Origin of the sequence: Moorena sp. SIO2C4, from assembly GCF_010672485.1 — a bacterium.
GTDB lineage: Bacteria > Cyanobacteriota > Cyanobacteriia > Cyanobacteriales > Coleofasciculaceae > Moorena > Moorena producens.
In genome coordinates this window covers 1-14694 of the sequence record NZ_JAAHGN010000062.1, presented here as the reverse complement: position 1 = coordinate 14694, position 14694 = coordinate 1, and the positions used below count along the sequence as shown (strand labels likewise).

Annotated in this window: 11 protein-coding genes and 1 pseudogene; 7 read left to right on the top strand and 5 right to left on the bottom strand. The window is 43.0% G+C overall.

The window, feature by feature from the left end:
- Positions 1-1905: pseudogene (locus tag F6K20_RS05835) on the top strand (hypothetical protein); the annotation flags it as partial.
- 103 nt (positions 1906-2008) lie between these two features.
- On the opposite strand, the gene F6K20_RS05830 reads toward F6K20_RS05835, so the two are convergent.
- Positions 2009-2170, bottom strand: a complete 162-nt coding sequence (locus tag F6K20_RS05830) for a hypothetical protein (protein WP_154659656.1) — start codon at positions 2168-2170, stop codon at positions 2009-2011.
- Between the two features lie 762 nt (positions 2171-2932).
- On the opposite strand from F6K20_RS05830, the gene F6K20_RS05825 reads away from it, so the two are divergent.
- The 6 genes from F6K20_RS05825 to F6K20_RS05800 all read left to right on the top strand — a co-directional run bounded on the left by F6K20_RS05825 (position 2933) and on the right by F6K20_RS05800 (position 9311).
- Positions 2933-4093 carry a phosphotransferase family protein gene (locus F6K20_RS05825; RefSeq protein ID WP_008178765.1) on the top strand — a complete coding sequence of 387 codons (1161 nt, stop codon included), beginning with the start codon at positions 2933-2935 and terminating at the stop codon, positions 4091-4093.
- Positions 4094-4200: 107 nt separating this feature from the next.
- Positions 4201-5316 carry a T3SS effector HopA1 family protein gene (locus tag F6K20_RS05820; RefSeq protein ID WP_008178764.1) on the top strand — a complete coding sequence of 372 codons (1116 nt, stop codon included), beginning with the start codon at positions 4201-4203 and terminating at the stop codon, positions 5314-5316.
- Positions 5317-5694: 378 nt separating this feature from the next.
- Positions 5695-6078, top strand: coding sequence for a hypothetical protein (locus F6K20_RS05815; RefSeq protein WP_131827006.1), 384 nt, complete (start codon positions 5695-5697; stop codon positions 6076-6078).
- Positions 6079-6546: 468 nt separating this feature from the next.
- The gene (locus F6K20_RS05810; RefSeq protein ID WP_287294070.1) at positions 6547-6756 is read left to right on the top strand and encodes a hypothetical protein; all 210 of its coding nucleotides are present in this window, start codon (positions 6547-6549) and stop codon (positions 6754-6756) included.
- Positions 6757-7046: 290 nt separating this feature from the next.
- Positions 7047-8201, top strand: a complete 1155-nt coding sequence (locus tag F6K20_RS05805) for a phosphotransferase family protein (RefSeq protein ID WP_287294067.1) — start codon at positions 7047-7049, stop codon at positions 8199-8201.
- 42 nt (positions 8202-8243) lie between these two features.
- A complete protein-coding gene (locus F6K20_RS05800) occupies positions 8244-9311 on the top strand; it encodes a T3SS effector HopA1 family protein (RefSeq protein WP_287294064.1) in 1068 nt (355 codons plus the stop codon).
- A gap of 100 nt (positions 9312-9411) precedes the next feature.
- On the opposite strand, the gene F6K20_RS05795 is transcribed toward F6K20_RS05800, so the two are convergent.
- From F6K20_RS05795 to F6K20_RS05780, 4 genes are all read right to left on the bottom strand, one after another.
- Positions 9412-10122, bottom strand: coding sequence for a peptidylprolyl isomerase (locus tag F6K20_RS05795; RefSeq protein ID WP_287294062.1), 711 nt, complete (start codon positions 10120-10122; stop codon positions 9412-9414).
- A 2-nt stretch (positions 10123-10124) separates the two neighbouring features.
- Positions 10125-10292, bottom strand: coding sequence for a hypothetical protein (locus tag F6K20_RS05790; protein ID WP_287294059.1), 168 nt, complete (start codon positions 10290-10292; stop codon positions 10125-10127).
- A 201-nt stretch (positions 10293-10493) separates the two neighbouring features.
- Entirely contained in the window at positions 10494-12047 is a 1554-nt protein-coding gene (locus F6K20_RS05785; protein WP_502708817.1) for a beta-barrel domain-containing protein, read from the bottom strand.
- Between the two features lie 208 nt (positions 12048-12255).
- Positions 12256-14493 (bottom strand): peptidase domain-containing ABC transporter, encoded by a 2238-nt coding sequence (locus F6K20_RS05780; RefSeq protein ID WP_502708816.1) that lies wholly within the window; start codon positions 14491-14493, stop codon positions 12256-12258.
- Positions 14494-14694: the final 201 nt, after the last annotated feature.

The window sequence follows — 14694 nt, the reverse complement described above, 5'->3', positions numbered from 1 at the left end:
TCCATTAACACCGAACGCTTGCGGCTAACTGATGGGGCTCAGATTGCAGCTAATACCTTTGGTGAAGGGGATGCCGGTTCTTTAACCGTACAGGCAATCGATCTGCAATTGAGTGGTACGTCAACCGAAGGATTACCCACCGCTCTGTTAGCCAATGTGGAACCAGACGCGATCGGGAATGGGGGTAAATTGACCATTAACACCGAGCGCTTGGGACTGGTTGATGGAGCCCAGATCTCAGCAATTACCCGTGGTGAAGGGGATGCAGGTTCTTTAACCGTAAAGGCAATCGATTTGCAATTGAGTGGTACCTCACCACAGGGATTACCCAGTGGCTTATTTACAGACGTGCGACGAGAAGCCATCGGGAATGGGGGCAAATTGACTATTAACACCGAGAGCTTGCGGCTCAGTGATGGCGCTCAGATTGAAGCTAATACCTTTGGTAAAGGAAATGCCGGTTCTATAGAGGTAAACGCAACAGACATCGAATTAATTGGTACCTCACCACAGGAATTAGCCAGTGGCTTATTTACAGAAGTCCGACGAGAAGCCATCGGGAATGGGGGTAAATTGACCATTGACACCGAACGCTTGCGGCTGAGTGATGGGGCTCAGATTGCAGCGACTACCTTTGGTGAAGGGGATGCTGGTTCTATAGAGGTAAACGCAACAGACGTCGAATTAATTGGTACCGCCACGAATTTTGCTAGCGCTATATTTGCCAATGTGGAATTAGAGGCCATAGGTACAGGGGGTGAGCTGACCCTTGAAACCGAACGGTTGCGCTTGGTGGATGGGGCTCAAGTGGCAACCATTACCAGAGGCGAAGGGGATGGGGGAACCTTGAGAGTTCAGGCACAGGAGATAGAACTGATTGGGAGATCAGACCTAGGTGCCAGCGGATTATTGGCGAATGCGATCGCAGGTAGTGGTAATGGCGGTAAATTAGAGGTCTTCACTGATCAGTTAAGTATCCGAGATGGAGCAACGATCAGTGTCAGTAACTTCCAAAGCAATAACCTCCTAGCACCAGGGCAAGGCCAAGCTGGGGATATTGAGATTGTGGCAAACTCGATCGAGCTTTCTAACAGCGGAGCGGACACTCCCAATGGTGGTGGTATTACCGCATCCAATTTCTCGGCGGGAGGAGGCAATATTGATATTTCCGCTAATCAAATCACCAGTAATCGAGGGCAAATCACTGCCACTTCTGAGCTTAGCGGCGGTGGTGATATTAAACTTACTAGTGACTTACTGTTCCTTTCAAACCAAAGCGCCATTAGTACCAGCGTTAATGACAGTAATGGTGGTGGCGGTGATATTAAGATTAATAGTGATTTTGTAGTGGTTGTAGAAAATAGTAACATCGCAGCCAACGCCATATTTGGTCCTGGCGGTAATATTCAAATCACTACTCAAGGTCTGTTTCTGTCTCCAGATAGCCAGATTACTGCCAGTTCTGAATTTGGTATTGATGGTCAAATCAACATTAGCAACCCAGACCCAACTCAAAACCTGGGATTAATCCCATTACCAGCAACTATCATCGATACCGGTCTACTCATTGCCACAGGCTGTAGCACCGATGATGAGCAGAATGGATTTGCTCTGCTTGGACGAGGGGGCTTACCCACTGACCCCACTGACCCCCTCAAAGGTGAAACCATTTGGATAGATTGGCGAGATTTCTCAGCAACCAGGCGTCAATTGTATCGGGCTGCTCGCAATCGGGGGAAAAAACCCAATCAGGAACCTCAAGTGACAGCGAAAAAGCCACCAATTATTGAAGCTCAAGGATGGATCATTAATCAGGATGGAATTGTGGAGTTGGTGCCTTATCCCACTGGTCCTGAGCTCAAACCAGTATTGAATAGGACCATCAACTGTCATAATCTTAGGTAAGCATAATAGGACTGTCAGCTATCAGCCGTCAGCTATCAGCCGTCAGCTATCAGCCGTCAGCTATCAGCATTCAGCTATCAGCATTCAGTTATCAGCATATGCGCTACGCGCACGCTTGGCCTTTGGCCACGCTCCGCGAACGCGAACAGCTATCACCTAAAGGCTGACGGCTGACGGCTGACCGCTGAAGGCTTACCATCAACAAACGCGATGCTCTTAAGGCCAAAGGCCACGCTACGCGAACAGAGCCACTACGGGAAGGCATACATTAGAATCATAAAACGAATGCGATCGCATACATTAGAATCATAAAACGAATGCGATCGCATACATCAGCCTGTGATACTCAAAGCATAGATTTACCAGAATAAAGTGAAAATTATCCTTAATTTTCGGTCACCAATGTCATTTTATCCAGCAACCGTAGTCTACATAATTTACAAATAAATCATAAAACCCAGACCTCTATAATTTTCTATTCTTTTTAAATATTTTGATGACATAACTAGTTTAGTTATAGAGCAAATGGAATAGGAAGCAGGGAACAGGGACTAGGGAGTAGGGAGCAGCGATGCAGAGCGGTCTTGGGGGAAACCCCCGTGAGGCCACTGCATCGCTTTTGCAATTAGGCAAAAATTCGGGAGAAAATTCCCACACTCCTCACACTCCCCGCGCCCCCGCCCCGCGCCCCCGCCCCACACTCCCGATCTTTTTTACAAATATGAGATGCACCCTTTCCCCATCTCGCTATCTCGCTATCTCGCTATCTCCCGACCCTCCCCACACTTCCCACATTTCCCACATTTCCCACATTTCCCACATTTCCCACATTGATCACATTTACCACACTTACCCTGAATAGTTTAGGGACATAAAAGTTTTAGTTGCGTCTGTTTTTAAGCAGAAATAATTGGCAGAATAACTTTCTTTTTACCTATACTACTGAATATAGTATTTTTCCTATTAATAAGGTTTTAAACACCTATTTTTACCCTGTTCCCTGTTCCCTGTTCCCTGTTCCCTAATTATGACATTCATATTAAACTCTCATAATGTTTTTGACTATCTAGCTGCTCGTGGTTTATGCAATCCCTCCGAGCAAGCTCTCAGTAAAATTGAGCCACTGGAAGCCAAGAACTTTAACTTATTGCTGACCTTTCCAGATGGTCATAAGCTGCTCGTAAAGCAGGAGCGACATAACCAGGAAGGGAAAGCCGCTGGTGAGTTTTTGAATGAATGGCGAATTCAAGAATTCTTACAGCAATTTCCAGAACTTGCTAACCTCCGCTCTTTGATACCAGAGGTGCTGCATTTTGATGGTGAGAATTCCATTATGGTTTTCCGCTATCTCGATGACTATCGGGATTTAATGGATTTCTACGCCAAGGAAAATATCTTTCCTCCAGAGGTTGCTGCCACCATCGGCACCCTTTTAGGAAAAATCCATCATCATACATTTAATCGTAAAGACTATCAAGATTTATTCTGTAGTGAAACCGATAATATAACCACTGACCAAGTGCCTAGATTAGTTAACAGTTTAGAACGAATTGGTCCGGAGATTTTTGGTGCGGTACCTGCTGACGGGCTGAAATTCTTTGCCCTTTATCAACGATACGATAGTTTAGGGCAAGCGATCGCACAACTAGGCAATGGTTTTGCCCCCTGCTGTCTGACCCACAATGACCTAAAGCTAAATAATATCCTTCTGCACCAAGATTGGGAGCATGAGAGTACCAGCATTGTCAGGCTAATTGATTGGGAGCGCTGTAGTTGGGGAGACCCAGGGTTTGATTTAGGAACACTGATCAGTAGCTATGTCCAAATCTGGCTGAGTAGCCTAGTTATCAGTAAATCTTTAAGTATTGAAGAATCCCTAGGTTTAGCCATGACCCCCTTGGAACAGCTCCAGCCTTCCATTGCTGCCCTAACTAAAGGGTATTTTGAAACCTTTCCAGAAATTTTAGAACACCGACCTGATTTTTTGCGGACAGCAGTGCAATTTACCGGTTTTGGTTTGATTCAACGGATTCGGGCGATGATTGAGTACCAAAAATCCTTTGGTAATGCCGGGATTGCCATGCTTCAGGTTGCCAAGACCTTGTTGTGTCGTCCAGAAAAATCCATGCCCACAATTTTTGGCCCTGCTATTGCTGAATTAATTCAACTCAGTCCTTCCGCTGTTTAAGACACTTATAGCGTTTTTCATAGCTATGAGGTACACAGGATTTTTTCCCTACTCCCTACTCCCTACTCCCTACTCCCTACTCCCTACTCCCTACTCCCTACCAAAGCATGATCCAACTACTTGATTCTAGAGAAATTCAACTATCCCAAGTCGCCAATCAGCAATTACTAGATGTTCTAGACGATATTGTTAACAAAGTAAAAATCCAATCAGACTTCTCTATTCACCATTCAGATTACAAACCGTTGGAAATTCCAGCCGAAGCTGTGGAACGTTTTCAACGGATGCCCGAAGAGATGCAGCAAAAATATATCAGTCTGCAACTGCGGAGTTTTCTCTATGGTATTTATTACAATGGCTCAATGCGAGATACTCTCGCACCGGAAGCAGATACTGAAGCTGCGCCACTAGACCTAGAGAACAATACCATCCTGGGAGTAGATGTGGGATTTTATCAGCGACTCCACGACAGCAATAGTGGCAAAGGCTACTTTGACCCTGGTTGGTCTGTTCTCAGAGAAGAAAGTGATGGCACTTTGGCTGTGACTAAGGGAGGATTGAGGCTGCATATTGAACGGGAGCAGCATCTGCCAGCATCCCAGCAATCTGCCACCGTCGGGGATTCAGTAGCAATCCGTATGCCTAAGAATTTGGTGCAAAATGGCTTTTATATGGCCGTTGGCAATCTAGAAGCAAATCGTCCGCAAACAGACCAGTCAGTGACTGTGCGAATTTACTTCAACTTGACTCCTGACGGTGCAGTTGCCGTAATGGGTAGCTTAACCCAACAGCTGAACGACATGGAAATTCCGTTCCACTTTAAAGTTTTGTACAATCCCAAGGACTACGAACGACACGATTCGGGGGTACTCTACTTTGATAAGCGTAACTATGACGCTGTTGAGGGAGTTTTAAAGACTGTTTATACAGAGCACCAATCTCATTTTCAGCCAGATGTTCCCCTATTTACCATGGAGCTAGCACCAGGTTTGGGGTTAGCAGAAGAACCAGACCAAAAATTTGCCGAACAGGAAAGCTTTGGCATGAATCGCTGTCAGATTGTGGCCAATGGGTTGTTGGAAGCTTGGCATCAAGGGGATGATTCCACTGAAGGAAGGATGAAGGCTATCCTTGGGCAATTTTCTAGGCTGGGGATTGACTTGGAGCGTGTTTATCTGAATGCCAATTCTGAAGATATTTACACATCATTAAATTTCTCTTAGTCGAAGTAATCAAAAATTAAACCTTTTTTGGATCTACCGAACCTAGTATGCATAAAAACGCTGAAATTACCACTAAATATGATTGGGTATTATATTTATAATAAATCATTTTATCAAGAACTAAAACTCCCGCCCCATAAGGATTATAATAATTAGTTTTTCAAAGTTTTACATAGCCAGTTCGGTAGAGCCTAAAAAAAAAGGTTTACTTATGACATCAATAAAATAAAAAAAACTAAACCAACTCAATTAATCCAAGTATGATTCAAACAGAGATCAAAAATTACTAATTGATTCCTATAGCAATCCTAAATTAATTGTGATAATTTTTATTCCCTACTCCCTACTCCCTGCCTCACTTGGGTAGGTTTTTTACATTTGGGCGACTACGTACTGGCACTCTTGTTGAAATTTCGCCAAATATGTCTGTCGGAAAATCTCCCAGAATTTCCACCGATTACCGACCCATCTCCCGCTCTTCCCCTCCTGGTCGGGGTTAGGGGTGGGTTCCGATTACCCATTCCCCATTCCCCATTCCCCATTCCCCATTCCCCATTCCCCATTCCCTATTACCTATTACCTATTACCTATTACCTATTACCTATCTCCAAAGTAAAAAACCTACCCTTGTCAGCTACTCCCTGCTCCCTGCTTCCTACTCCCTACTCCCTACTCCCTACTCCCTGCTCTCTGTTCCCTGCTCCAATGCCTTGGAGGCGATCGCAAACTACTCTGGAATTCTGGATGCTGGGTTTGAGGTAATCCCCGTCAAGTCTTTCCCAGTGGATCCGGTAGGGGGTAATCCAATTCCTTTATTAATTTAATTATAATAGGGTAAATGTTGACTGTATCAACCTAGGACGAAAGTGCCTTAACCAATTACTGGTAGAAACTAATCTTAGTCTTTTAGTCCAAGAGTAGTCTTGGACTATTTTTTATGTTTTTTCTCAGCTTCACTAGTTTTGTGGACATAACTAGTTTAGTTGATTCACTAAATTAGAGAGAGGTTAAGTATCAGAATAATGGTAAAGGTTAATTGTGAGCTATGAATAGGTTTAGCAGTAGGTAACTACATCTAATTTAGTGACAAAAGTGTTTTTGGTTTAGCATCAATAAGCTATAAAAATCCTAGACAGACTAAATTAATTTTAATAGGATAAAAATAGGAATCAAAAATTACTAATTGATTCCTGATCAACAACACAAATTCATTATTGGAGCAAAACTCAAATGGCTAACATCGAAGTTAAGAACATCAAACCTGCTGGCGCTGAATTGTTTGCTGATTCTGAAGGTTTTATGAATGAACTGAGTAGTGATGATCTTGGACAAATAATTGGTGGCGCTCGCAGTAGCAAGATTATCGTGAAGAGTGAAGTAAAAACCGCATGTCCAGTCACAAACCTTGCTTTTAAGCAAGTTCTAGTTTCTAGTTTCTAGCTTAATGACGGTATCATTTTGCCTGCCTGGAGCCAACCTGGGGGTAACAAAACTGTCTAAATCCCCCAATTATGCTATGGGGATTTAGGAGGCAATGCAGAGGCTATCGCTTTCAAGAATTCATCCCTCAGTTCAGCAAAGCCCTGGCGGTAACTAATTACACATAGTAGTTTGCCTAGGAAACTTTGATCTATATTGGGAGTTTGATGCCTTATCAGTATCATTACTCCCATTTTTTTTATTCAAGCTTATCAAAAAAATGTATAAATTAAAAAGAAAGGAGACTATTTGTGACAATTAAGCTATGCTCAAAAAATCTATCTCAATACTTAATTGATACTGGACTATTCTCAGAACAAGACCTAGAATCAATGAGTATTGAGTTTCAAGGTAACAGTAATTGGAAGATCGTCCTAATAAGTGATTGCCAGCTAGTTGTTAAACAGGATATTCATCACCACAATAGTGATACCACTAACAAAATTGACAATGAATGGCAGCTCTATAGATTTTTTAATTCTTGTCCAGATTTGAGTTATATTATCTCGCTATATCCAGAAATATCCTATTTTAATAAAACCAATTCGATCATGATTTATAAATATCCAAAGGATTATATTGACTTGGAAAGTTATTACAACAATCAAAAAATATTTCCAATCAAAATTGCAGAATTAGTTGGCTTTACTTTAGCAGCTCTACATCGTGACACTCTAAATTCTCACAATTGTTGCGATTTCATGAATCAGACTGTTGAAGCAAAATTTCGCTACCAGTTTCCTTATCCTGTTTATCTAGAAGACCGATTAGACCCTGAAACTTTCTTCAATTCGCCCCCAGAAACTTATAAGTTTATTAATTTATATCAAGGGCATGAATGGTTGAGAACAGCAGTCAAAAAGCTTGTACTTGAGCATAGTCACTATTGCCTAACCCACAACAAACCTCTGTTAAATAATATTTTAATTCCATGGCACTGGGAGGAACTTTTATCTAAATCCAATAAGTCTGAGCAGAGTTTTGCAAAAATGATTAACTGGGAGGACTGTAGCTGGGGCGATCCAGCCTTTGATTTAGGAACAGCGATAGCTGGCTATTTTTTATTGTGGCTTAACAGCTTAATTGTGCATCCTGATATTGAATTGAATAAATCTCTCCAGCTAGCCACAATACCTTTAGAGATTATTCAACCTTCAGTTGTTGCCTTGACTAGAGTTTATCTTAGTAGTTTTCCCAAAGTTTTAGAAGACTGTCCTGAATTTACTAAGCGAGTAATTCAGTTTTCTGGTCTTGCCTTAATCTACAAAATTATAGCAATGATTCAGTCTTTTTCAGGCTTCAATAATCAAAGCATTTGTCTGCTTCAATTAGCAAAAAGTCTGATCTGTCAGCCAGAAGAATCATTTAAATCTGTTTTTGGTATCAAAGAATATGAATTACTTTAGTTGATTGTAGTCAATTATTTTATCAAATTAATATCAACTGTTATGGAACTACTCCAAATACTTCAGGATATTGCTAGTAACGTTAAAGTTAAACCTTCTGTTTTTTTGGTCAGCTATCATAATTACGAATCTCCACCAATTATAGATGATGTCATAAAACAGCTTCAAAAACTACCTCAGGAGGTTCAGGATAAGTACCTTAGCTCACTCCTATGCAACTTGATCTATGACATTTACTACAGTGGCTTACTTGGATTAGAAAAAAAACAAGCAGTTAAGAAAGATTATCAAATTGGCTCAAAAAACACAGCTTTTGAAATAGACTGGGAATTCTATCAACAACTCCACGATAACAATACAGGAAAAGGTACCTTTATCCCAGGTCATCGGGTACTCAGACAGGAAACTGATGGCAGTCTGGCAGTAGAACGTTTAGGTGTTACTCTACACATTCAGCCATCTCGCGATCTTGAATTAGCAGATCCCTTGCCTGCTGTCGGCGATCTAGTAGCAGTCTGGTGCCCATCTAGTACCATTGAGCGTGGGTTCTATAATGCAATTGGAGACGTAGGCATTTATCCTGAGAGTCCATCAGTATTTGTTTACTTTAACTTCAGTCCTGAAGGTGCAGTTACTGTCATGAAAAATTTGACCACAGGATTGAATGCAGCCAAAGTTTCCTTCAACTTTCTAGTCTCTTACAATCCTTATAACTACGGGCGCTATGACTCAGGATTTCTTATATTTCGTCGGGATAACTACAATTTGATTCGGCAAGTATTACAGGCTGTTTACTCCGAAAGCCAACCTAATTTTCAAACTCAAGTTCCCTTATTCACTAAGGCGCTTGCGCCAGGGCTGAGTTTAGCAGAATCACCTCAACAGCAATTTATACTTTTTGAAAATCTTGGAATGAACCGCTGCCAAATTGTTGCCAATGCCTTGCTGGAAGCCCATCAAAACGGTGATGAATCCCCAGAAGCTCGAATGAAATATATAATTCAACACTTTGAGCAGATGGGGATTGACCTAGAGCGTCCCTACCTCAATCCTGGCTCTGAAGATATCTACACACCATTGGATGTAACCAACGGTGTGACAGTAAATTAATAACTAGACATGAAAACTAGTACAGTCAGTATTAATTTAAAAGTTGGAGTTAAGACTTAGAACTTAAGCTACTGGCTTCAATTTCCTTAACAACTTCAACTTACCCAATCTCTCCCTTCAACCACCCAGTAAACAAATCAGACATAATCTCAGACCGCAACTTCTCATCCAATTCCGATTTAACAATCTCCTCAACCAAAATTAGATGCACTCCCTTAGAACTAACAATCGGCTTCAGCAACTGTGGCGGCTCAGCAGCAAAGACAGCAGCAGAAATTTCCGCCTTAAACTCCTGACGCTTAACTATTCCCCGATATCCTCCAGAGCGCCGTAACTCAATATCCTCGATGTATTCGTGAGCAATCTCATAGAAACTTGTCTCCCCTTCATCCAGGGCATAAAACAGTTCCATGGCTAGGTCTTTATCATCTAAAACGACTTCGTAAATCACTGCAGCAGCATAATCGAGCTGATGTTCAAAGAAATAGGGTTCAACCTTATCCGCAAACAGATGTTGAACTACCTTACCAGCTATCAAATTAGTATACACTATCTCTTCAAAATCATCTAAAGACATACTGTGTTGTTGCAGCCATGCCCAAGTGTCTTCTGAATTCTCAAGTTTGTTCATTAACCGGAATTGGTCTGCTGCCTTTTGAAGCTCTTCAATTTCTACACCGATGCCAGCACTTTCCGCAGTAGCCGCAATAATCTTGCGGGTAACAATCCCTTCAATCATGTCAGGGATTTGGCAGGTTAGTTTAACTTGGTTAAAAATATCTTCCGTGGTAATCGTAATAGCTGGTAACATGATTATTTATTGGTAATTGTTGATTGGACAGTAAGGGAATAGGGAACAGGGAATAGGGAATAGGGAGTAGGGAGCAGGGAGTAGGGAGTAGGGAGCAGGGAGTAGGGAGTAGGCAATAGGCAATAGGCAATAGGCAATAGGCAAGAGGGAAAAAATCTTGTGTACTTCATTACTATGAGAAATGTTATAAGCGCGTTGATCCCATTGATGAGGTACGCTTCATAGCCTCAAAGTCCCCCTTATTAAGGGGGATTTAGGGGGATCCCTTCCTCATGGGAGAGAAAACTGTTACATATAGCATTTTTGCTCATTGTGTTGATGCAGTCGCTGATTCTGTCCAACTCCTCACAGCTCCTACACTCCCCACAGCGCTACAATTCCAAACCCCCCTGCTGTAACTTCTTAAATGGATCCAGAACTAAATCCATAATCCGACGCTGCCGGACAATAACTTCTGCTGTTGCCGTGTCCCCTGGGCGGAGAGCAATACATTCCTTTGGTGTGGGCATACAAGTTTTATTGAGTTTAATTTCTAGGTCATAGGTAGGCACTTTACCCTGCTCCGTTTCCGTCACCTTGGAGGTTGGAGAAATTTTGATTACCTTTCCTTCTACTACTCCATAATCTTGAAACGGATAAGCATCAAACTTCATTTTTACTGCCATTCCTTCCCGTAAGGAGCCACTTTCTGAAATAGCGATCTGGGCTCGCAGGGAAAGGAAGGACTCTTGTGGAGCAATCTCGACTATAGTGTCTCCAGGTTGCACCACAGCCCCGGCACTTTTAATCGGTGACTGAAACACGATTCCCTCGATCGGGGCCGCTAACATCCTTTGATTTAACTGAAATTCCAAGGATTTAATCTGACTTTTAGTCTGAGATGCTTCTGCTTTGAGGGTAGTAATTTGGGTTTCTATATTCTTCAGTTGTTCCTCACTTTTTAGTAAAGCTAGCTTACCAGAATGAACTAAAGTTTTATAACTACGTTCTTGCTCTTGCAAGCGCAGGCGAGATTGTTTAATATCAGCAGAGGCTTGATGAATCGTCTTTTGATAAGTACCTTGTTGCTCTTTAAGGCGAGACTGAGCTTGTTTTATTTCTAATTCAGTTCTGATTATAGTTTTCTGGGCTTCTTTAGCTGACTGTTGCACCTCTAAAAAGCGTTCTTTGGACAAAACCCCCTCTTCATAAGCGTTTTGGTAACGGGGAATTCTTTCCTCAGCACTTTCTAAACGAATGGTTTCTAATTCATAGGAAACCTTGCTAGATTCAATAGCCTGCCGTGCTTGATCTATTTGTGCCAATAGTTCTTCCTTTTGTAAACTGTAGGCGAACTTGAAGGCTTCCAGATTCTGCCGTGCTTGCTCGACTTGCGCCTGTTTTTCTAACTCTTGAGCTTGGTTTTGTTGCTCCTGGGTACGCAGAGCCAGTATCAATTGGTTTTTCAGCACCTCTAATTGATTCAGGCGATTCTGTTGCCCTTCTAATTTTTTTTGTTCCTGCTGAAGTTCAGTGCTAACTAACTCCGATTCCAGTTCTAGTAAGGTTTGACCAGCCGTTACCAATTCCCCTTCTTTGACCTTAATTGCTGCTACGGTTCCTGCTACTGGCGCATCAAGTTTGATGGTTTCCCCCGTAGGTTCCAATCTTCCTCTAGCTTTCCCCGTCTCATCTACCTGAGCGAATATCGCCCAAGGTAAGGCAATACCGATAAATACTATCAAAAAATACAGTAATCCCCTTGTCCAAACCTGGGGTAATGTATCAAGCAGTTCCTTAGTAGCATAAGACCATTCATGACCCTGGAGTCGTTGATTATTCCTAGGTTGAGGAGTCGTTTCTTGGGTGAGTAACTCCTGATAGGGACCCTGGTCTGGAATAGTTTGAGTAGGACTATGTCCATTCAATGTATGATTTTCAGGCATAGCAGTATTTCCATTTGAGTTGTGAACATAGTTGATTGGAAAAGGGAATCGGGAATCGGGAATCGGGAATCGGGAATAGGCAAAAGGCAAAAGGCAAGAGGCAAGAGTAATCAACGGATTTTTTCCCAAACCCCAAAGCCCAAAGCCCAAACCCCACACCCTACTGACTTCTGACTTCTGACTTCTGACTTCTGACTTGCGCGTAGCGCTATAACTGCTGCTGATTGAGATAGAAATAATGTCCTCGCTTTGCCATTAAGTCTTCGTGAGTACCGCTTTCAATCAAGACGCCTCTATCCAGGACTAAAATCAGGTCAGCTTTGCGTACGGTAGAAAGACGGTGAGCAATAACTAGGGTGGTGCGGTTTTTGAGAATGGTATTGAGATTGGTCTGAATAATCCGCTCGGATTCCGCATCCAGGTGGGAGGTGGCTTCATCGAAAATTAATAGGCGGGGATTTCCCAACAGGGCGCGAGCAATGGCTAAACGCTGTCGCTGTCCCCCAGACAACATCCCTCCTCCCTCCCCAATCTCGGTTTCATAGCCCATGGGCAGTTTTCGGATAAATTCATCGGCACCGGCCAGTTTTGCTGCTGTGATAATTTCGTCTAAGCTAGCTGAGGGATAAGCCAGACCGATGTTTTGTCGAATTGTTCCTCCAAACAGAAAGGTATCTTGATCCACCACACCAATTTGCTGGCGCAAGGAGCCTAAGGAAAGACTGGTGATATCTTGCCCATCAATCAACACCTTCCCATCTGAAGGAAGATACAGCCCCAACATCAACTTAGAAATCGTGCTTTTCCCGGAACCACTGCGCCCCACTAGGGCTACCATTTGCCCTGGTTTTACCTCAAAACTAAGATTTTCCAGAACATTGCTCTCACTTTCTGGGTGATAGCGGAAGGTGACCTGATCAAAGCGAATGTGACCGCGCAACTCAGGTAATGATTGCCGTGCCTGATGGTGCAAATCTTCTTCTGGTTGGTAATCCAGCACATCATTGATCCGCTCCATGGCAATCACCACTTCCTGAAATTCATTCCACAGTACCGTGATCCGCTTGAAAGGGGTGATCACTTGACCCAGCAACATATTAAAAGCGACCAATTGCCCAATGGTAAGCTGATTTTGAATCACCAACCATGCCCCAAACCAAAGCAGTGCGGTAGTGGCTAACCCCTCGATGGTATTGCTGAAAATCTGGAGTCGATTGCTAATAACCTGCCCAGAAAAGTTAGTTTTAACTTCTTTATTTAATAACTCTTCCCAATGCCAGCGTACGGTTTGCTCAACTGCTGTAGACTTGACAGTGCGGACACCAGAAAGGACTTCAATCAGATAACTACTTTCTTTTGCGATCGCATGAAATACTTCCCGAGAAATTCGTTTTAAAAAGGGTGTAGAAATCAACGCCAGCAGGAAAAAGGGTGGCACAATTACTAAGATTAGCAGCGCCATCTTCCAACTGTACCAAAACATCAAACCCACATAGATAAAAACTGTTAGTAAATCTAGCAGGATAGATAACGCTTCACCGGTGAGAAACCGCTCAATTTTACGATTTTCCTGAATCCGGGAGGTAATATCACCCACAAAACGAGACTCAAAGAAACCCAAAGGTAATCGCAAGGTATGGCTGATAAACCCGACAATCAGTGCTAGGTCTACCTTATTCGCGGTGTGGTCAAGCAAATATTGCCGCAACCCGGTAATCGCAACCCGAAACATAGTAAACATCAGCAATCCTAACCCCACAGCAGTTAGGGTGAGGGTGCTCCGTTGCACCACCACTCGGTCTAAAATTATCTGGGTAAATATCGGTGTAATCAGACCAAAGATCTGGATCATCAGGGAAGCAAAAAACACCTCCAGCAACACGACACTGTGAGGCTTGACCAACTCAAAAAATTGCCAGAAGGAGGTCTTACTTTCTTTGGTATCCTTCAGGATTGCTGTGGGTTCCAGTAGCAGTGCATAACCAGTCCAATCTGCTTTGAATTCCTGGTGGCTCAGAGTTTTCTGACCAAGACCAGGGTCAGCAATTACCACATGCTTGTTGGTAATTTCATAAACAACAATAAAGTGTTTTCCTTCCCAGTGAACAATAGCAGGTAGCTGTTGTTTTGCCAGTTGATCCAAACTAGCTTTCACCGGTCGAGTGGAAAAGCCAATACTTTCCGCAGCCGCTGATAGTCCCCGCAATGAAGCGCCATTACGGTCGGCATTGGAGATATCTCGCAAGCGATTAACACTGAATCGTTTCCCCCAATAACGACCGATCATCACCAGACAGGCAGCACCACAGTCAGAACCACTCTGTTGGGCAAAAAACGGATAGCGCCGGATCACTCGCTGCCACAAATGACCAACTTTTTGAGTAGGGCTAGGAAAGTAAGCTTTGCTAATGGTTTGCTTGGGCTTTTCGTCTCCTGAGGTGGGGATGTCTTTCTTCTCCGCTACTCTTTCTACTTCCCCCACTCTCCCTTTCTCGGCTTCTGCCAAAGGACTCTCCGACGGCATCAGCAGGGAATTTTGCCCTTGGGCCTGACGATAAAAATGTTCGCGGATTTGGGGATGTTTGCTAATTAGGGGAAATAACAGTTCCGGAGTTAGATAACAAAGCTGGTTTTGAGGGAAGCTCTA